The sequence below is a fragment of the Peribacillus sp. TE19612 genome, assembly GCF_056279465.1.
Genome location: NZ_JBWCCL010000003.1, coordinates 399,679 through 418,549 on the forward strand (window position 1 = coordinate 399,679; position 18,871 = coordinate 418,549).

The window sequence follows — 18,871 nt, forward strand, 5'->3', positions numbered from 1 at the left end:
CTCCCAGGAAATGGGAGGCTTTTTCTATGACTAATTATTCCCTGTAATGGGCTGGTCAACTCCATTGATATCAAGGACATTGCTTCCATTCAGGCCATTGGCCGTGAAAGTGATTGCAGCTGTGTTCCCTGAGCCGGATCCGAAGACCGATTTGGAGGAAGACTTAGGGGAAATGACGGCGCAATCACCGAATAACAGGTTTCCTTGCGCGACATTAAATACTTGAACCGGGCCGATAATGGCAGGCATATGAACCCCTCCTTTAAAAGTTTAAGTGTTGTTGGTTGAATCCTCGATTGGCGTCTCTTCGTTTTCTTTAGGCACTTCCCGAATATGCTTCACTCTTGATTCCATACGTGCATGGCCTACGTTCCCCACACCAACCACAGATGAGGCCGATACCCCGATTATATTGATATTGCCGACCCGTATGAAGGGATTTGGATTTGAAAAACTTGATATGACTGGTTCATTCAATCTTGGGATATAAAATGGTTTCTTAAAAATGTCATAGTCTGCGAAATGAATATCGACTGAGTGGAAAGTTTCACTTTTCTTTTGAACGGCTAAAGCCAGGGAATTCCCGTCAATATATGAGGTATCCCCGATTTGCATGGCGGAGCTGAACGATACCGTGTCTGATACTATAGATTTTACTTTTGATATTCTTGAAAACATATTTTTTATCCTTCTGGAGAAAGCGGCACGAATGGCCCTATGATAAGGGATTCCGGCGGGGTATCGAATGCTGAGGATAGTTGGACCGTTTGTACATCCCCTATGAGAAATAAAGCAGAGCTTGCTACACCGGTAATTTTAATATCTCCTACACAAAGCTGGTGATTGGTTACATTAAACTCCATTTGCATTTCCTCCTGTCTCGGCTTGTGAATGGGTAATGAATTGGAATAATGCAGTTTGAATATCGGATTTCACCTTCTCCCTGATCTTTTCCTTGACATTATCCCGTTGCTGCGGTGCACGTTCCGCGTAAGAAAGATTATCGAAATACATATTGATGCGTTGATGAAGCTGGCGTTCGACGTCCTGTTTAATGAAGTCATGATAAGATGCTTCCAAGGATATTTTCAGCTGGGTTTCCGCATCGTGAATCATATTTTCCAAGTCTGAAAGTATATCATTGTGAATTTCCTGGACGACGATTTCCCTTCCTGGAAATAGGTTAGGTGCAGGTTGAACGGGTTGGTTGTTGACGGCAAATTCATCAATGTTGTTAAGGTCAGTTGGATTTAAACCGATATTCAATGTTCCATCTAAAGATTCGACTTTTAACTGATCGAATTTATATTCAATTTTATCTACATGGATTGGCGGTTTATTTTTCAGCTCGGCAATTTCATCTGTCAGGCGTTTGAGTTCGTGTTCAAGTTTCATGATCCGTTTATCCTGGGCTTCAAGAAAACGCTGCATTTGTATGGAATATGAATAGAGATCCTGATTCACGATTCAACACCCACCTTCACAATAAGTTGATTTCATATAAGACAGTATATGAAAAAGTAGGATGTAGGTGAATGCCTATGAACTAGGAGGATGTAAATGGGACGAAACTGGCTAATGGGGTTACATCGGCTTCAATTTCGGGAGCAGGCTCAGTGAATCCACCGGTATTGGCCAATGTGGAATATGGTTTAATCACCCCTGCACTACCTATTTGAAAAACGGATGAATTGGCGATGCTTTCAATTTTTATCATATTAATTTGTATGGTCTGGTGAATATTGAAGATCATGCTGACTCCTTTCTTAAAACATTAGAGATTTAGGACCAGTGGCTGATCAACACCATCAGTATCATTTGTATTCGTGGTGCTATAGGCATTATAAAGGGATATGGATTCACCCGTATTAAACGAGCCAGCACCTGCAAACGTTTTTGAGGTGGAATAGGGACTAATTTTAAAGACGTCACCAATATGGACAATTCCACTGCTACCGACGTTGATGACTTGAACGATTCCTACGATGGCCGGCAAGAAAATCACCCTTTTTTTATTCTGTTTTCCCTTGATTTCAGGCCATGAGCCTATCACTGAAGGGAGTTTCAATGTATTGTATGTTGACTCATGATTGATGTGATTCATCTGCCTATTAATATATTGTTATATAACAACGGCTGATATTGTTGGAATGTTGGAAACAGATATGGTAATATAATGCTAATTCAGAATTTTCAAATAAAACTAGAGGTGAGGAAATGAATGTACCATTAGTATTATCGCATTTCTTAGATCGAGCAGCCTTACTATATGGCGATAAGAAAGCCATCATTGGAGATGACAAGGTTTTAACATACTTAGAGCTGAATGGCCGTGTAAACCAGCTTTCAAATGGTTTAAGGGATCTTGGTGTCAAAAAGGGTGACAAGGTGGCATATTTGGCACCTAACTCAATTGAAATGCTTGAAGGCTTTTATGGGGTATTTCAAATTGGGGCAGTAATCGTTCCCTTGAATATCCGTTTGAAGCCTGCAGATTATGTTTTCATTTTGAACCATAGCGAGTCCAAGGTCCTTTTCGTAGATCAGGAATTGTATCATCTTATTTCCTCTGTCAAGGACGAACTTGAATCGGTGGAGCACATAATCGTTCATTATAAAGATGAAGAGATAAATGAAACCGATTACAACCATTGGCTGGAACGTTATGATAACGAGTGCTTTAACCGGGAGTCAGTGGATGAAAATGATGTTTCGAGCCTTCTTTATACTAGCGGGACCACAGGAAATCCCAAAGGGGTGATGCTGACTCACCGCAACAACTATTTACATGCCCTGGGTGCGATGCATCATTTCAGGGTCAATGACCGCGATACATATTTGCACGTACTGCCGATGTTCCACGTGAATGGGTGGGGGGCGCCATTTTATTATACGGCAAATGGTGCCACTCAAGTTTGTTTGAGGAAAACCAGCCCAGAAATGATATTTGATGCACTGCAAAAGCATAAGATTTCCATCATGCATATGGCACCGACGGTTCTGAATTCACTGTTCCAATATTATGAACGGAATGTTCCGAAAATCGAGCAGGATATCCGAATCGTTGTTGCGGGTTCCGCTCCGCCTCCTGCATTCGTTACAAGGGTGGAAAAAGAGTTAGGCTGGGAATTCATTCAAATTTACGGAATGACTGAATCAACACCGGTCAGTCTGATATCGCTGATTCGTTCTGAATTCGATGATCTTCCGGAAAAAGAAAAATACAGAATGAAGGCGAAAGCCGGATATCCCATCATAGGCAGTGAGGTAAAGGTTATCCATGACAATGGTGAGGAAGTTGCCCAAGATGGCGTGGATATCGGCGAGCTTATCGTCCGCAGCCATGGAGTGATGTTAGGTTATTGGAAAAATGAAGAAGCAACCAGCCAGACACTGATAAATGGATGGCTGCATACAGGGGATATGGCCACAATCGATGAAAACGGGAATGTGGATATCGTTGACCGCAAAAAGGATATAATCATTAGTGGCGGAGAAAATATCTCTTCCATAGAAGTGGAAGGAATACTCTACGAACATCTGGACATTCTTGAAGCGGCAGTCATTGCCGTTCCGCATGAAAAGTGGGGAGAGACACCGCATGCATTCATTGTGCCAAAAATGGGCGTGGAATTAACGGAGGATGATATAAAGGCCTTCACACGGGAAAAATTAGCTCATTTCAAATCAGTTACCAGTGTGTCGTTCGTCGATGAGCTTCCAAAAACGGCATCGGGGAAAATACAAAAAATCCATCTTCGTAATGATTACTGGGAATCTAAGGGGAAAACAGGCAGATTCGTTAATTGAAGCTCGCTAACGCTGTTCAGAAATGATCAGCGTTTTTTTTCTGTTGCCGTTTAAAACGGTTTCCTGAGGTGGACACTGATATGTTTCCATTCGTAAATAGCCGCAGTAACTCATGCCATTGTTGGATAAGGGAAGGTCATTCAGGAACATCGGAATTTGTTTCGATAAAAAGCTTCCTGTTTAAAGATAAAGTGTTACTATTATAAAATATTTCAAATTATTATAATTTTTCTTTTTTCATTATGTTGATTTTAACAGTTTTGGATTGTGGGGGAGAGCATTGAAACGTATTCATTATAGCTGGGTTATTTTAATCATAACATTCTTCTCGATTATTGTAGCCGGTATCGTTAGGTCATCATCGGGAGTATTCATCGTACCATTTGAAAATGAGTTCGGGTGGGACCGGTCCGTCATTTCTTTAGCCTTTGCCATAAGTCTTTTTCTTTATGGATTATCGGGTCCATTCATGGCCGCCCTAATTGAAGTGCTTGGGTTGAAGAAAATGATGGTATCGGCCATGTCCACTTTATTGGCAGGGATTCTCCTCACTTTTTTCATGCAGCATGAGTGGCAGCTCATTTTAATTTGGGGAATTATCATTGGATTGGGTTCTGGAGTGTTTTTAACGGTATTGAGCCCATATGTGGCAAATCGTTGGTTCGAGAAGAGGCGGGGGCTGGCGGTCGGGATACTTACGGCAAGTACTGCCACGGGCCAGCTCATTTTACTTCCGGTTTTAGCCATCATCATTGAGAGTTATTCGTGGAGATGGGCGATTGGATTAATTTTGGTCCTTAGCTTGATCATGCTGGCAATCATCCTTTTATTCATGAAAAACAATCCGAAGGAAGTCGGCACTCTTCCATATGGATTGGAAGAGGAAAAGCAGGAGGCTGTTACAGTCCAAAATAAGAATCCCATCGCCATGGCTTTTCAGTCGTTGATTGAAGCAGTGAGAGTGAAGGAATTCTGGTTATTGGCAGGTAGCTTTTTTATATGCGGACTTTCAACGAGCGGGTTGATCGGGACACATTTCATTTCTTACTGCATTAGTTTTGGTTTACCGGTTGTGACGGCAGCATCACTGCTATCTTTCATGGGAATCTTTGATTTGATTGGTACGACTGTATCCGGATGGCTATCAGATCGTTTTGATAACCGTTGGCTGTTGTTTTGGTATTACGCTCTAAGGGGGGCTTCCCTCGTATTACTTCCTTTTGCATTAAATGAAGGTTCTATCGGTCTATTGATTATCTTTTCCGTTTTCTATGGCTTGGATTGGATAGCGACCGTTCCTCCGACCATAAGCATTTCAAGGCAAGTATTTGGCTTGGAGAAAAGCGGGATCGTATACGGGTGGATATTCGCGGCCCATCAGGTGGGTGCAGCAGTGGCGGCGTACGGTGGGGGGCTTATCTTCAAAATATTCAACTCCTATACATGGGCATTCTTCCTTGCAGGAATCTTTTGCTTATTGGGCAGCTTGTTTGTCATACTGATAAAAAAGCAAAAAGCGGTCACGAAAGTTAAAGGTGATGCAATGGAGATATAGAAAAGATGTTAAATCTGTATGAATGAAAGAGGGTGTACCTATGAAGGGCGCGATGGTACCATTGCAGGAAAGTAAACGGATCGTAAGCATCGATATTTTACGTGGGTTAGCCATTTTAGGGATTTTTTTAGTGAATATGCCTTCTTTCCACTCCCCGCTCTTGTACATAGATGGTGCCGAGCGGTGGGCAGGAGGATGGGATGGGATTTTGTATAGATTCAGTGATATAGTGGCACAGGCCAGCTTTTATCCGTTATTTGCCTTTCTGTTCGGTTTCGGGGCAATCATTTTGGCAGTAAGGAGTGAAGAAAAGGGTATATCATTTCCGTTATTATATATGAAAAGGCTAAGTTTCCTGCTGATACTTGGCTGCATTCATGCTTTCTTCATCTGGCATGGGGACATCCTCATTAATTATGCTGTATTTGGGTTTGCACTTTTGTTTTTTTATAAGATGAAGGGCCGGAATTTAATTCTGCTTGGCTCGGTTTGTTATGTCCTGCCTTTTGCGATATTGGGTTCTCTATTTCTTATAATGGGCATTTTTGATAGTGAAGGGATGGCGATCACGACTGATTCGGCGATGATGAAACAGTCTTTGGAAGTTTATCAATCTGGTACATTTACGGAACTGATGAGTCAAAGGGCGTTGGATTGGTATATGGTGAACAACCCTTTTAATGCCATTATCCTTTTTTTATCGATTTTTCCGTTTTTTTTAATGGGAGCAGGCGTGGCAAAACAGGGCTTTCTCCAAAATCCAACCCAATATAAACGACAATTGAAAGCGATATCGATGGTAAGCTTGCTATTGGGCATGTCAATTAAGATGCTGCCATATGTGACGGTATACCATTTTGGAACGATATTCGTTCAGGATTATTTGGGAGGACCGTTACTTACGATTTTTTATATCACGGCAATCACGATTTTGGCGGAACGGGCAGGGGCTTCCCGTCTGTTACATCCGCTTTCGTATATCGGAAGGATGTCGATGAGCAATTACTTGTTCCAATCGATGGTATGTACGGGCATTTTTTATTCATATGGCCTTGGTTTATATGGATCAGTCTCATATACAACAGGATTTGTTTTTCTAATAGCCCTGTTTTGCCTGCAAATCCTGCTTTCCTTATTGTGGATGGGTCTGTATAAATACGGACCGGTTGAATATATATGGCGTTTTTTTACGTATGGTAAAAAGCCGGTCATGCGCAGGTAGGGACCAGTTAAGAAGAAATGTAAATGATGTTCATTAAATTGTTGGTTTTACCCATACAGGTGGATACTTAGTTTTGTTTTTTTGTAAAAGCCTATGATATGATGAAATGGAAACTGAACGAGGGGGCAAAAAAATGACACATATGCATATTACAGCTTGGGTTATCGGAATCATTCTTTTCTTTGTCACATATTCGATGCTTAAAGGTGCAAACCCGAAAGCGAAAATGCTACATATGATAACACGGTTGTTCTATCTATTGATTTTCCTTACTGGCGGCATGCTGATCACTGATTTTGGTGCCTATGCAGTAAAAATGATTGTTGGTATCATCGTGATTGCGGCGATGGAAATGGTGCTGGTCCGTACGAAAAAAAGAAAAAGCACAGGTGCCATGTGGATATTGTTCATCGTAGCGCTTGTATTCGTCCTTTATTTAGGACTTTCACTGCCACAAGGAATGGACTTTTTTTAATACAGAATTAAAGACGGGTAAATGAGGAAATCTCATTTACCCGTTTTCTTTTACCTGTTATTGTGAATTCACTTTCTCAATGACGATCCTTTTTCCAGTGTTCAGGGTGAATTCAAAACGATCATGATCCTTTTTCCCGTATGAAAAATGGTGCTGAACGAGACAAATTTGGCTCTCGTTATCAAAGGTGAAGAAATTCACGCCGGACTGGTTTGGGACGGCCCTTAAAAAAGTGAGCTGGTTATAGCTATATATACAATCATAAATAGAAAAATCAAGTGAATTCAATGTCGTTACAAATTGGAAAAAGGAATCATCGTTCAATTCTTCCAATAAACGTTCAAAAGAGTAGAGCAGTTTTTTGCGTATCCGAATGGGCTCATTTTCCCTTAAGAAGGTGATTTCCCGATGAAGCAGGATCTTTCCCTCTTCTTCAATTACTCCTTGCTGCCAGCGCCCACCCCTGTACACTTCGATGATGCTGTCAACGTGGTCTTCAATGGAGCAGGCCTCATCTGTTTCATCATCGAAAAAAATCCATTGTTGATTGATATTTTCCACTGTTCCTTCGGTAAAAGCTCTTGTTTGCCTATTCATTAACTTAGTTCGTTGTTGCTGACTCATACATATACCTCCAATAGTGGAATCCTCACCTACTTTTTAGTCAAAATCCAATGAAAATATAACTGTATATTTTAAAATATTATGGACAAATAACCATCTTTCCGTCTTTGCATAGGCTATGTTTAACACGGGATGCTTTGCTCAACAATTCATTAACGATGCCGGGCGTTGTTGGCAAGGTGGCCCTACGGAATGATGCTGAGCGATACTTAGGGACTGTAAATCTTTTTAAGACAGGGAGCCAATATATTTTTGATAGTCCGGATAGAAAGGATGAAGTATAAAATGTGTGGGATAACAGGCTGGGTGCATTTTCAAAAAGATTTACGGACAAAAACGAAAACGCTGGAAAACATGACAAAAACGTTGGCAAAGCGGGGGCCTGACGAAGATAATGTTTGGAGCGAAGCCCATGTTGCCTTTGGTCATAAACGGTTAACGGTTGTCGATGCGGAAGGCGGAAAACAGCCGATGACGAAAAATCAAGAAAACGGCAGATATACGCTTTGTTATAATGGTGAGCTATATAACACCGAGGATATTCGTAAACAGCTATTATTAAAAGGATATTCCTTTAACGGTCATTCTGATACAGAAGTTTTGCTAACTTCTTATATAGAATGGAAAGAAAAATGCATTGACTTGTTCAATGGGATTTTTGCGTTTGCGATTTGGGATGAAAAGGAACAGAAATTATTCGTCGGAAGAGATCGCATGGGGGTAAAACCATTCTTTTATGCGGAAAGGGACGGCGGGTTCATTTTCGGATCGGAGCTGAAGGCGATTCTGGCCCATCCGGATGTTAAAACGGAGATTGACCGCGAAGGGTTGTCTGAAGTTTTTGGTGTTGGTCCATCCCGGAAGCCAGGTTCAGGCGTATTTCATAATATCCAGGAATTAAGGCCTGCCCATGCGCTTACTTTATCAAGGAAAGGCCTCCGGATTTGGAGATATTGGAATGTGAAAAGCGAAGAACATCGGGATACGCTTGATGAGACGGCCGAGAAGGTTCGCTTCCTTGTCGAAGATGCAGTGACGCGGCAACTTGTATCCGATGTTCCGCTTTGTACCTTCTTATCAGGAGGGCTTGACTCAAGCGCAATCACGGCCATTGCTGCAAATGCCTATCAAAAAGAAGGGAAAGGCCAGCTTCATACGTATTCCATTGATTATGAGGATAATGAGCGTTATTTCAAGGCAAATGATTTCCAGCCAAACTCCGATGGGTATTGGATTAAAAAGATGTCGGATAGTTTTAACACGGTTCACCATTCATCGGTCATCTCTCAAGAGCAGTTGACAAATTATTTAACGGAAGCTGTCCTTGTAAGGGACCTCCCAGGCATGGCGGATGTCGATTCTTCTTTACTTTGGTTTTGTAAGGAAATCAAGCGGGATTTTGTCGTAGGCCTCTCCGGCGAATGTGCGGATGAAATTTTTGGAGGTTATCCTTGGTTTCATCGTGAGGATGATTTGAATCGTGCTGGTTTTCCATGGATGAGATCTACGGATGAGCGGGTATCTTTATTGAAAACGGGATGGCGCGAGAAATTGAAGCTGGAGGAATATGCCCAGGAAGCTTATTTGGCCACCCTTGCCGAAACGCCTAAATTGGAAGGGGAAAGCGGTATAGCGGCAAAGCGGAGAGAGCTTTTCTATGTGAATTTATTATGGTTCATGACGACGCTTCTCGACCGGAAGGACCGGATGAGTATGGGGGCAAGTCTAGAGGTGCGCGTGCCATTTGCCGATCATCGCCTTGTTGAATATGCATGGAACATTCCTTGGGAAATGAAAATGGAAGGCAACCGTGAAAAGGGTATTCTTAGGAAGGCTTTGGAGGGGCTATTACCGGATGAAGTATTGTATCGTAAAAAAAGCCCATATCCAAAAACCCATAACCCTATATATACAGACCGTGTGCAGGCGTGGTTGAAAGACTTACTGACGGATAAAAATTCGATCCTGCATGAATTTTTCGATAAACAGAAGCTAACCGATATAGTAGATTCAAAGGGTGCGGCTTTTAAAGTGCCATGGTTCGGCCAATTGATGTCAGGGCCACAATTGCTCGCGCATTTGGCACAGACCCATGTATGGTTCAAAGAATATGATATCCAAATAATCGAGTGAAAAAAACGGGGCGGATGATTATCAACGCCCCGTTTTCATTTGCCTCAATGATTGATTGCGAGAATTTTATATTGATAACCACCCAATTCAAATTTGCCAACTTGTGTGGTTTCCTTCGTTCTTAAATCCGTTAGTGTACGTCCTTTCAAATCAACAGGAAGGGTAAAGGATTGTTTGACATCGGTCGGATTGATGAGGATCACGACAGAACGTTTTTCATTATACTTTTGGTAGGCCACGATATTTTCGTTTCCAGCTGTATCAAGGAATTTGAACTCCCCGTCATTGGCAAGTAACCGTTCTTCTTTTCGCAAGTGGATCAATGCCTTAATTTCATTGAGTAGCTCGGTGTTTTGTTTTTCTTCTTCCCAGACCATGCATTTTCGGCATCCTGGATCCATGTCGCCGGTTAAGCCGATTTCATCTCCATAATAAATACAAGGGCTGCCATTGAATGTCAGCAGGATTGCGTGAATGAGCTTGGCTCTAGCTAAATCTTCCCCGCAATCCGTGAAAATCCGCGGTGTATCATGGCTTCCAAGAAGGTTGAATGTCACGTCAAAAACATTGGTTGGATAACTGTGATAGATGGCTGTCATTTCTTCAGTGAACTCGCGTGCATTGATGGTTTGTGAGGCGATCAGGCGAAAGACCTGGTTGGTGAAAGGGTAATTCATGACGGCATCGAACTGATCGCCGCGAAGCCATGGCATGGAGTCATGCCAAATTTCCCCAAGGATATAAAGGTCAGGCTTTATACTTTTCACCGTTGTTCGAAATTCACGCCAGAATGGCTGATCGACTTCATTTGCCACATCGAGCCGCCAGGCGTCTATATCGAACTCCTTGATCCAATAAGCCGAGACTTCGAGCAAATATTCTTTCACCTCCGGATTTGCCGTATTCAATTTTGGCATCGATTCAAAAAAACCGAAAGTTTCATAATTGGGCCTTTCCCCTCCCTTAAGAGGGAAGCTGTGTGGGTGGAACCAATCCTTATATTTCGATTTCTCCCCTTTTTCGAGTAAATCCTGGAAAGGGGGGAAATAGTAGCCGCTATGGTTAAAAACGGCATCCAGCATGACCCGTATATTCCGTTTATGGCATTCGGCTATTAATGTTTTCAATGTTTCCTTCGTTCCGAATTGCGGATCGATACTCCGATAATCAATCGTATCGTATTTATGATTGGAGTAGGCATGGAAGATTGGCGTGAAATAAATTCCATTGATGCCGAGATTCTCCAGGTAATCCAAATGTTCAATGATTCCTTCGAAGTCCCCGCCAAAAAAATTATCCACCGCCGGTTCTTCACTTCCCCAGGGTTTCACACCTTCGGGGTCGTTGGCGGGGTTTCCGTTCGCAAAACGTTCAGGGAAAATTTGGTACCAAATTGTATCCTTGACCCATTCCGGTGCCCCGAAAACTTCATTTTGATGGAGATAGGGAATCGCGAAATAGCATCCGGGATCTCGGGGAGGCTCTTTAAAGAAGCCCTTTTCCGTGTAAAATGCACTTTCTTCTTCTGAGGTTACCTTGAACCCATATCGAATTCTTCGGTAAGGAGGTTTCACATAAATATGCCAATAATCATAACGGGTATCGCTGCCTGACAAACTCATGGGAAGTTCTTCGTACTGCCATTGACCATTATCTGATATGTATGGATCACCAAAAATCAATCCAACTGAGGAGATATCTTGTTTTTTCGTACGTAGGCGGATATGTAGGGTTTCGGTGTTGATGGGATAGCCGTAATTGTCATTAGGTCTATGGTGTATGGATGAAAATTCCATTTAAAATCACTCCAATTCTATAAGTATTTGAGGATGTGAAAAAGGAAACTTCCGGCTGTTACGAGGAGGGTCTCTATGAAGCGGTACTAAGCCAGGTAAAGTGCTTTTTCATTTTGGTTATATACCCAATTTCAATTGAAAGAAGCACTTATTAACTAAAAAATAACAAAAATTGTTCATCACTACAAGGAAATAAATACGCCAAGGAAAATGTTGTAAAAATCAAAGCCGTTCATATAATGATAACAATAGCTTTGGTATCGCTTTCATCAATTGGCTTTATTTGAAGTACTGAACTGAAAAACAGTATTATTTGGTGCTTTTGGACATGATAGAATAAACATTGCAAAAAGGAGAATGAAAGTGAAGAAGCTGATTTTTCATTTGTTCATGTCCATATTATTGATTGTTAGTGTAAGTGCTTGCGGATCCAGTTCAGATTTAGAAAATAAAAATAAAGCAGTGAAAGAAGATAAGAAAAAAGAAGACGAAGCCAGCAATGAAGCGAAGCCGGAAAAATTGATCATTTGGGAGGAAGAAGGTAAAGCGGAGGCTCTAAAGCCAGTGATTGAAGCCTTTGAAAAAGAATATGGAATCAAAGTTGAGCATGAAGAGCTTGAAATGGCTACCGGGATGTATGAACGACTTCGTCGAGATGGGCCAATCGGAAATGGAAAGGCACCGGATGTCGTAACTTTTTCCCATGAGAAAGTCGGGCAAATCGTGAAGGAAGGCTTAATTCAGGAAGTGAAGGTGAAAGATGATGTATTGAATGCATTCATTGAACCTTCAATTAGGGGGGAGATGTATCAAGATAAGGTTTTTGGATTGCCAAAGTCCGTAACCACCTCCGTCTTCATTTATAATAAAAAATTGATGGCTAAGGCTCCTGAGACGATGAATGACCTTTATAAAATGACGAAGGAATTAAGAAAGCGTAACGTGCATGGTTACTATGCCAAGTGGAATGATTTCCATGATTCGTATGGAGTAATGGCTGGAATGGGAGGTTATATATTTAAAGATAAGAATGGAAAGTTAGACCCTTCCGACATTGGTTTGAATAATAGGGGTTCCATAAAAGGGGCTGCGTACATCCAAAAATGGTATAGGGCGGGTTTGATTCCTAAAGGCGGCAAGGCAGGAATGGAGAAGTTGTTTTTACAAGGGAAGTTGGCTTCTATCATGAGTGACGGGAACTCATTTACCGAGCGAAAGGATACAGGAATTGCCCCCATGCCAGAATTGCCCAATGGTCAGCCAATGAAAACGTTCATGGAAATCAAAGGCTGGCATGTAACAGCATTCACAAAACACCCTTATTGGTCTACGAAGTTAGTTGAATATTTGACTAATGATGATAATGCAATGAAGCGTTTTGATTTAACAGGGGAAATCCCACCTAATAAATCAATTAAACACAATGCCGCAATCAAAGAAAATGAAAGGGCACAAGCCTTGAGCATACAATTACAATACGCTGAACCAGTGCCGAATATTCCGGAAATGAATAAAGTATGGGGACCGATGAATTCAGCCATGGATGAAATGACCACTCAAAAAGCAAAACCAAAAAGGGCTTTGGATAAAGCGGTCAAGAAGATAAAAAAAGAACGTTAACCGTGTTCGGCTCTTTTCCAATTCAGTAACCATAACCAATATCCCCAGTTTGTCCCTTAAGTGTAAAGTTTTTTATAAATTGGATTTGACGTTAAGGGGTCAAAAGGCTAATCTTAAAGGCGTAAAGAGATAGCTAGGAGGAGAACGGATATGAGAAAAAGAGCGTTATCACTCGCTTTAATTCCGCTGCTTCTTTTTTACGCCATTCCAGTAGGAGCAGCTGAAAAAGAACAACGAACTTGGAAGGATGAAATCGTATATTCATTATTGGTCGACAGATTTTTCGATGGGGATACCCAAAATAATGGAGATGCGAACGTGAATGACCCTTCCACGTTTAATGGTGGGGATTTCGAAGGTGTCACGAAGAAACTGAATTATTTAAAAGATATGGGTTATACCGCTATCATCCTTTCACCGATTTTCGCTAATGATGCAAATGGCTATCATGGCGATTGGGTGGCCGATTTTTATAAAACGGATAAACACTATGGGACAATGGAAGAGTTTAAAAAACTCGTGAATGAGGCACATAAACGCGATATGAAGGTGATCATTGATTTTCAAGCAAATAATGTGGGCCCTGACTCCGCGTGGCTGAACGATCCAAAAAAACAAGAATGGTTCCATGAAGAAAAAAAGATTTCCAAGGACGGTAGCCAAACGGATTTGGAAACAGGGTGGGTTGATGGTCTTCCCGATTTGAATCAAGATAATGAGGAAACAAGGAAATATTTACTTGATGCTGCCAAATGGTGGATAACGGAAACCGATATTGATGGATACCGTATAAATAAAGTCCAATACGTAGCAAAAGATTTTTGGAAGGAATTTGTGGATGCAGTCAAATCTGAAAAATCAAATTTCTATACAATCGGAGATGTTCAAGGTGATGCGAAATTGATCTCAAGCTACAAGGAGACGGGTATCGATGCTTTTATGGCTTATCCGCAGAATGCTGAGCTACGTGAAGCATTTGCTGCGCCCGATAAGGAATTGAAACCTGTTTTTAATGCGTTTGCGAAAAGCGAAGATGAATTAGGGGGCAATGCCCATCAGGCTTTGTTCATGGATACAGAGGGAATGCCCCGGTTTACAAAGGATGCAGCCGACCATAACGAAAATCCAGGTTCCAGATGGAGAATGGCCCTGTCGTATCTATATACGATGCCAGGGGTGCCTATCGTATTTTATGGATCGGAAATTGCCTTAAATGGCGATATTGCCCCGGATAATCATAAGTTGATGAATTTTAAGACAGAACAGGAATTGGTGGAATATATAACGAAGCTTTCTGATCTCAGAGACATGTACCCAGCATTGGTAAAAGGGGATATGGAGCTTTTATATGAAGAAGGCGGAGCTTCGGTATTCAAGCGTGTGTATGGTGATGAAACGATTGTCGTCGCCATGAACAATACGACTGAAACTCAAACGATAAACCTTACTGATAAGGAACTTGAAAGCAATAAAGAGTTGAGAGGTATGCTGAATGGGGATCTGGTCCGCAGTAAGGACAACAGCTACTCTATCGTAATCGACAGGGAGACGACAGAAATCTATACGCTGTCACCTAAGTCGATTATTAATATTCCTTACCTGTTAGTCATAGGATTGGTTCTTCTCATTTTTGGTATATTCATTGCTTTGGTTATTAAACGTTCAAAACGGAATCAACCAAAATAATCATATACCTCTCGATTGTCGGTAGCCGCCAAACATTGTCCCTAAGGCTTTGTGGAAAACAGGATCGGGAGGTTACAGCATGAATAAGACCTGGTGGAAAGAAGCGGTTTGCTATCAAATTTACCCGCGCAGTTTCATGGATAGTAATGGTGATGGAGTCGGAGACATAAAAGGTTTGATTTCAAAGCTCGACTATCTGCAGGAATTAGGGATAGATGTCATTTGGATTTGTCCTTTTTATAAATCGCCCAATGCGGATAATGGCTATGATATTAGTGATTATCAAGCAGTTTCCGATGAATTCGGTTCAATCGAAGATATTGATCTGTTATTGAAAGATGTTCACGGGCGTGGGATGAAGGTGATACTCGACCTTGTTTTGAATCATACAAGTGATGAGCACCCCTGGTTCGTCGAGTCACGTTCTTCCCGCGATAATCCGAAACGGGATTGGTATATTTGGAGGGATGGGCAGGACGGCCGTGAGCCTAATAATTGGGAAAGTATCTTTTCCGGAAGTGCCTGGAAATTCGATGAAAGGACCAATCAATACTATTTACATCTATTTGCCGAAAAGCAGCCAGACTTAAACTGGAAAAACACTGATGTGCGAAAGGCATTATATGAAATGGTCAATTGGTGGCTCGATAAGGGAATCGATGGCTTCCGGATTGATGCGATCACGCATATTCATAAGCGCGAAGGCCTTCCGGATATGCCCAATCCTTATTGGCATCAGTATGTACCTGCGTTTGAAATGCATACCAATCAGGACGGGATTCTGGATTACCTTCAGGAGTTGAAAGAAGAGACTTTCTCTAAGTATGATATCATGACGGTCGGTGAGGCCAATGGCGTCAGGATAGAGCAGGCGGAAGAATGGGTCGGGGAATCGAATGGGAAGTTCAATATGATCTTTCAATTTGAACATCTTGGTCTTTGGAATAGGGGACAGAATCACGCTGTTGATGTTCAAGGGTTAAAGCGAACGATGACCAAATGGCAAAAGGGGCTGAAAAACAAAGGATGGAATGCTTTGTTTTTTGAAAATCATGACCAGCCGAGAAGTGTATCCACCTGGGGAAATGATCATCAATATTGGTTGGAAAGCGCAAAAATGATAGGGGCCCTTTACTTTTTCATGCAAGGGACACCTTTTATTTATCAAGGTCAGGAAATTGGCATGACAAATGTCCAATTTGATTCGATTGATGATTATGATGATGTCGGAATGAAAAACTTTTATAGGATAGAGACCTCGAAAGGTCGACCTCATGATGAGATCATGAACATTATATGGCATAGCGGCCGTGATAATTCACGAACACCGATGCAATGGAATGATCTTGAAAATGGCGGATTCACTCATGGAACCCCTTGGATGAGGGTTAATCCAAATTATCACGCCATTAATGTAGAACAGCAGAAAAATGACCCGTCATCCATTTATCATTTTTATAAAAAGATGATTGAACTTCGAAAAAAACATCAGGTCCTTGTTTATGGGGAATATGAGTTATTATGGGAAGATCATCCTGAGCTTTATATTTATACAAGAAACATGAATGATAATTCAGTTATGGTAGTATGTAACTTTAGTATGAATCACCATCAAATCGACCTTTCTTATTGGGGGGAAATGGAACTTTTGCTTGCTAATTATGAGGATTGTCCTGAGGTGCCCCTTATTGATTTACGTCCATATGAAACGAGGATTTATCGTTATTGATTCTATGGACTTGATTGGAAATTAGCCTAAAACCTATGTAGTTAGTCGTCTGACTTCTTAATTTCCAATAGACCTGTCGTTTTTCAAGAAGCTGATTATCCATCAGCTTCTTTTTGAATTTTAATCTTAGATGAAAAAAACGGAAAAGTAAGTATTTTCTGAAAAATTAAATAAACATTAAAAAAAGTATGGATATAACTATTGAACTGAGTGTATTATGAATACATACAAAATGTATAAATATAAAACGAATATTAGAGAAGTGTTTATTGGTATTCACCTTTTAAAATGAAGTCAATAAAGGCTAAGAAAGGAGAGGGGAAATGCATGGCCATCACAATAAAAGATGTGGCACAGCTAGCGAATGTTGCTCCTTCAACAGTTTCTCGAGTGATTGCAAACAATCCTCGGATAAGTGAAAAAACAAAGGTACGGGTACGTAAGGCGATGACTAAATTAGGATACCATCCAAACTTCATTGCACGTAGTCTTGCCAATCAATCGACCAGGATCATTGGCTTGGTAATGCAAAGTTCGTCAAATGACTATTATCAAAATCCCTTTTTTCCTACGATCCTCCAGGGTCTAAGTGAGGGAGCTCAGGAAAACCATTATTCCCTGTTGTTAAGCACGGGAAAAACAGAAGATGAAATCTACGAAGGAGTAGTGAATATGGTGCAGGGGGGGATGGTGGATGGAATAATCCTGATGTATTCAAGGATGAACGATCACATTCTGACCTATTTGAGAGAAAGGGATTTTCCATTTGTGATCATTGGGAAACCCTATGATTACATCGAGGAGATAACATATGTTGATAACGATAATGTCTTGGCTGCCGAACAGGCAACGGATTACCTCATAAAGCTAGGACATGAAAGGGTTGGATTCATCGGAGGTGATGAATCCCTTATGATGACCATTGATCGCTTATCAGGATATGAACGGGCATTGGAGAGGGCTGGAATCGATCGAAGGATGGAATATACCCTGCATGAAGATTTTTTGCATGAAGGGGGACAAGCCGCTGCAAAAAGGTTACTATCCATCGATGAACCACCTACCGCTTTGGTGGTCAGTGATGATCTCATGGCACTTGGCATCGTGCATTCACTTCGCGAAATGGGCGTGCGCACTCCTGAAGAAATGTCAATCGTCAGCTTCAATAACGTTCTTTTCTCTGAACTGTCATTACCAGCCCTGACCTCCGTAGATATTAATATTTTTGATTTGGGATATCAGGCCGCTAAGGGCATCATTCATATGCTGCAGACTGGAGATGCTCCTGCCGGGACCATCATTCCACATCATTTCGTGGAAAGGCATTCCTGCAAATCGATCAAGCAAGGTGCAATGGCCATGACTTATTGAACGAGAGGGCATTGCGTAAAAGCAATGCCTTTTTTATCTAGAAATGTACGCTGAAACTTTTGAATGCATGTACACCCGTTCCGTGTCTGACCAAATGATTCTCTTTAAGATATTGAATGGCTGCAAGGACTTCTTCAAGGATATTTGGTTCGAGGCCTAGTTGGTTGTGTCCGCCATAGATTTTGGAGACTGCCTTGATCTTTGCGATTTTTTCTAACGAATTAACAAGGTCTTCAGGGCTTGTCGAGGGATAAAATGCATAAACGGGAGTATCTGAATAAAGCAGGTCGCCAGTAAATAAATAACCTGTTTCATCAACCAAAATTGAAATGTGGCCAGGCGAATGACCAGGTGTATGATAAATGCTTAAACTTCGGTTCCCGAGATCAATCGTGTCCCCATCCGATAAGAGCCTATCGGGGTACCCCTGGTATGGCTTGTATGTATCAGGGTTGAATGAATCGGGTATGGGTAATGTGATATCCCGGGCCATGTTCTTTCTTATTTGTTCCAAGGGCAAACCTTCAATGCCGTTAATCAGCCAATTGGCATCATCACCATGAACATAAATCGTTTCATAATCACCTTGACCGCCAATATGATCCGCATGAACGTGTGTGGTCAGGACGATGATCGGAAGATCGGTAAGCTGGTCTGTAATCCGCTTAATTGAATCGATGCCTAATCCTGTGTCGATTAACGCAGCCCGGTCTCACCAAGTAATAAAAAGGAATGAACTTTCTCCCAATGACCATATTCACTGATTGCAAACGTTTTTGAGTCCAATCCCTGAACGGTGAACCATGGATCTACAATATTTTTCAAAAATGACTCCACTCCTTCCCACTCA

The 18,871-nt window shown here is 41.5% G+C and carries 17 protein-coding genes and 1 pseudogene; 9 read left to right on the top strand and 9 right to left on the bottom strand.

Features of this window, described 5'->3' with window-relative positions; translation table 11 throughout:
- Positions 1–30: 30 nt before the first annotated feature.
- The 6 genes from ACZ9AO_RS07860 to ACZ9AO_RS07885 all read right to left on the bottom strand — a co-directional run bounded on the left by ACZ9AO_RS07860 (position 31) and on the right by ACZ9AO_RS07885 (position 1,996).
- On the bottom strand, positions 31–249 hold the full coding sequence (locus tag ACZ9AO_RS07860) for a spore germination protein (protein WP_063596493.1): 219 nt from the start codon (positions 247–249) through the stop codon (positions 31–33).
- 21 nt (positions 250–270) lie between these two features.
- Positions 271–678, bottom strand: a complete 408-nt coding sequence (locus ACZ9AO_RS07865; protein ID WP_251538617.1) for a spore germination protein GerPE — start codon at positions 676–678, stop codon at positions 271–273.
- A gap of 5 nt (positions 679–683) precedes the next feature.
- Complete coding sequence (locus ACZ9AO_RS07870) at positions 684–863, bottom strand: hypothetical protein (RefSeq protein WP_034314611.1); 180 nt, start codon at positions 861–863, stop codon at positions 684–686.
- Positions 853–1,464 (bottom strand): spore germination protein GerPC, encoded by a 612-nt coding sequence (gene gerPC / locus ACZ9AO_RS07875; protein ID WP_476108811.1) that lies wholly within the window; start codon positions 1,462–1,464, stop codon positions 853–855. The genes ACZ9AO_RS07870 and gerPC overlap by 11 nt, the downstream gene beginning before the upstream one ends.
- Positions 1,465–1,546: 82 nt before the next feature.
- Positions 1,547–1,753: a spore germination protein GerPB gene (locus ACZ9AO_RS07880; protein ID WP_251538621.1), complete on the bottom strand. Its 207-nt coding sequence runs from the start codon at positions 1,751–1,753 to the stop codon at positions 1,547–1,549.
- Positions 1,754–1,774: 21 nt separating this feature from the next.
- On the bottom strand, positions 1,775–1,996 hold the full coding sequence (locus tag ACZ9AO_RS07885; protein WP_034315507.1) for a spore germination protein: 222 nt from the start codon (positions 1,994–1,996) through the stop codon (positions 1,775–1,777).
- 221 nt (positions 1,997–2,217) lie between these two features.
- Between ACZ9AO_RS07885 and ACZ9AO_RS07890 the strand changes: the two genes are divergently transcribed.
- From ACZ9AO_RS07890 to ACZ9AO_RS07905, 4 genes are all read left to right on the top strand, one after another.
- A complete protein-coding gene (locus ACZ9AO_RS07890) occupies positions 2,218–3,810 on the top strand; it encodes a long-chain-fatty-acid--CoA ligase (protein WP_476108812.1) in 1,593 nt (530 codons plus the stop codon).
- Between the two features lie 280 nt (positions 3,811–4,090).
- Positions 4,091–5,365, top strand: a complete 1,275-nt coding sequence (locus ACZ9AO_RS07895; RefSeq protein WP_476108813.1) for an MFS transporter — start codon at positions 4,091–4,093, stop codon at positions 5,363–5,365.
- Between the two features lie 40 nt (positions 5,366–5,405).
- Positions 5,406–6,587: a DUF418 domain-containing protein gene (locus ACZ9AO_RS07900; RefSeq protein ID WP_476108814.1), complete on the top strand. Its 1,182-nt coding sequence runs from the start codon at positions 5,406–5,408 to the stop codon at positions 6,585–6,587.
- Between the two features lie 133 nt (positions 6,588–6,720).
- A complete protein-coding gene (locus ACZ9AO_RS07905) occupies positions 6,721–7,062 on the top strand; it encodes a YisL family protein (protein ID WP_048686864.1) in 342 nt (113 codons plus the stop codon).
- Positions 7,063–7,119: 57 nt separating this feature from the next.
- Here ACZ9AO_RS07905 and ACZ9AO_RS07910 read toward each other — a convergent pair whose 3' ends face one another.
- On the bottom strand, positions 7,120–7,686 hold the full coding sequence (locus ACZ9AO_RS07910; protein WP_020018810.1) for a DUF2777 domain-containing protein: 567 nt from the start codon (positions 7,684–7,686) through the stop codon (positions 7,120–7,122).
- A 285-nt stretch (positions 7,687–7,971) separates the two neighbouring features.
- On the opposite strand from ACZ9AO_RS07910, the gene asnB reads away from it, so the two are divergent.
- On the top strand, positions 7,972–9,819 hold the full coding sequence (gene asnB / locus ACZ9AO_RS07915; protein WP_063596487.1) for an asparagine synthase (glutamine-hydrolyzing): 1,848 nt from the start codon (positions 7,972–7,974) through the stop codon (positions 9,817–9,819).
- Between the two features lie 44 nt (positions 9,820–9,863).
- Here the strand turns inward: asnB and ACZ9AO_RS07920 are convergent, their stop codons facing one another.
- Positions 9,864–11,615, bottom strand: coding sequence for a glycoside hydrolase family 13 protein (locus ACZ9AO_RS07920; protein WP_476108815.1), 1,752 nt, complete (start codon positions 11,613–11,615; stop codon positions 9,864–9,866).
- A 357-nt stretch (positions 11,616–11,972) separates the two neighbouring features.
- Between ACZ9AO_RS07920 and ACZ9AO_RS07925 the strand changes: the two genes are divergently transcribed.
- The 4 genes from ACZ9AO_RS07925 to ACZ9AO_RS07940 all read left to right on the top strand — a co-directional run bounded on the left by ACZ9AO_RS07925 (position 11,973) and on the right by ACZ9AO_RS07940 (position 18,021).
- On the top strand, positions 11,973–13,235 hold the full coding sequence (locus ACZ9AO_RS07925) for an extracellular solute-binding protein (protein ID WP_251538631.1): 1,263 nt from the start codon (positions 11,973–11,975) through the stop codon (positions 13,233–13,235).
- A 150-nt stretch (positions 13,236–13,385) separates the two neighbouring features.
- Entirely contained in the window at positions 13,386–14,921 is a 1,536-nt protein-coding gene (locus ACZ9AO_RS07930; protein WP_251538633.1) for an alpha-amylase family glycosyl hydrolase, read from the top strand.
- A gap of 79 nt (positions 14,922–15,000) precedes the next feature.
- On the top strand, positions 15,001–16,650 hold the full coding sequence (locus ACZ9AO_RS07935) for a glycoside hydrolase family 13 protein (RefSeq protein WP_476108816.1): 1,650 nt from the start codon (positions 15,001–15,003) through the stop codon (positions 16,648–16,650).
- 327 nt (positions 16,651–16,977) lie between these two features.
- Entirely contained in the window at positions 16,978–18,021 is a 1,044-nt protein-coding gene (locus tag ACZ9AO_RS07940; RefSeq protein WP_476108817.1) for a LacI family DNA-binding transcriptional regulator, read from the top strand.
- A 37-nt stretch (positions 18,022–18,058) separates the two neighbouring features.
- Here ACZ9AO_RS07940 and ACZ9AO_RS07945 read toward each other — a convergent pair.
- Positions 18,059–18,846: pseudogene (locus ACZ9AO_RS07945) on the bottom strand (MBL fold metallo-hydrolase).
- Positions 18,847–18,871: the final 25 nt, after the last annotated feature.

Excerpts from the sequence above, each read along its gene's own strand:
- ACZ9AO_RS07905 (WP_048686864.1), top strand. The coding sequence starts at position 6,721 with ATGACACATATGCATATTACAGCTTGGGTTATCGGAATCATTCTTTTC.
- ACZ9AO_RS07890 (WP_476108812.1), top strand. The coding sequence starts at position 2,218 with ATGAATGTACCATTAGTATTATCGCATTTCTTAGATCGAGCAGCCTTA.
- ACZ9AO_RS07870 (WP_034314611.1), bottom strand. The coding sequence starts at position 863 with ATGGAGTTTAATGTAACCAATCACCAGCTTTGTGTAGGAGATATTAAA.
- ACZ9AO_RS07925 (WP_251538631.1), top strand. The coding sequence starts at position 11,973 with ATGAAAGTGAAGAAGCTGATTTTTCATTTGTTCATGTCCATATTATTG.
- ACZ9AO_RS07935 (WP_476108816.1), top strand. The coding sequence starts at position 15,001 with ATGAATAAGACCTGGTGGAAAGAAGCGGTTTGCTATCAAATTTACCCG.
- ACZ9AO_RS07880 (WP_251538621.1), bottom strand. The coding sequence starts at position 1,753 with ATGATCTTCAATATTCACCAGACCATACAAATTAATATGATAAAAATT.
- ACZ9AO_RS07865 (WP_251538617.1), bottom strand. The coding sequence starts at position 678 with ATGTTTTCAAGAATATCAAAAGTAAAATCTATAGTATCAGACACGGTA.
- asnB (WP_063596487.1), top strand. The coding sequence starts at position 7,972 with ATGTGTGGGATAACAGGCTGGGTGCATTTTCAAAAAGATTTACGGACA.
- ACZ9AO_RS07920 (WP_476108815.1), bottom strand. The coding sequence starts at position 11,615 with ATGGAATTTTCATCCATACACCATAGACCTAATGACAATTACGGCTAT.
- ACZ9AO_RS07940 (WP_476108817.1), top strand. The coding sequence starts at position 16,978 with ATGGCCATCACAATAAAAGATGTGGCACAGCTAGCGAATGTTGCTCCT.
- ACZ9AO_RS07860 (WP_063596493.1), bottom strand. The coding sequence starts at position 249 with ATGCCTGCCATTATCGGCCCGGTTCAAGTATTTAATGTCGCGCAAGGA.
- ACZ9AO_RS07930 (WP_251538633.1), top strand. The coding sequence starts at position 13,386 with ATGAGAAAAAGAGCGTTATCACTCGCTTTAATTCCGCTGCTTCTTTTT.
- ACZ9AO_RS07900 (WP_476108814.1), top strand. The coding sequence starts at position 5,406 with ATGAAGGGCGCGATGGTACCATTGCAGGAAAGTAAACGGATCGTAAGC.
- ACZ9AO_RS07910 (WP_020018810.1), bottom strand. The coding sequence starts at position 7,686 with ATGAGTCAGCAACAACGAACTAAGTTAATGAATAGGCAAACAAGAGCT.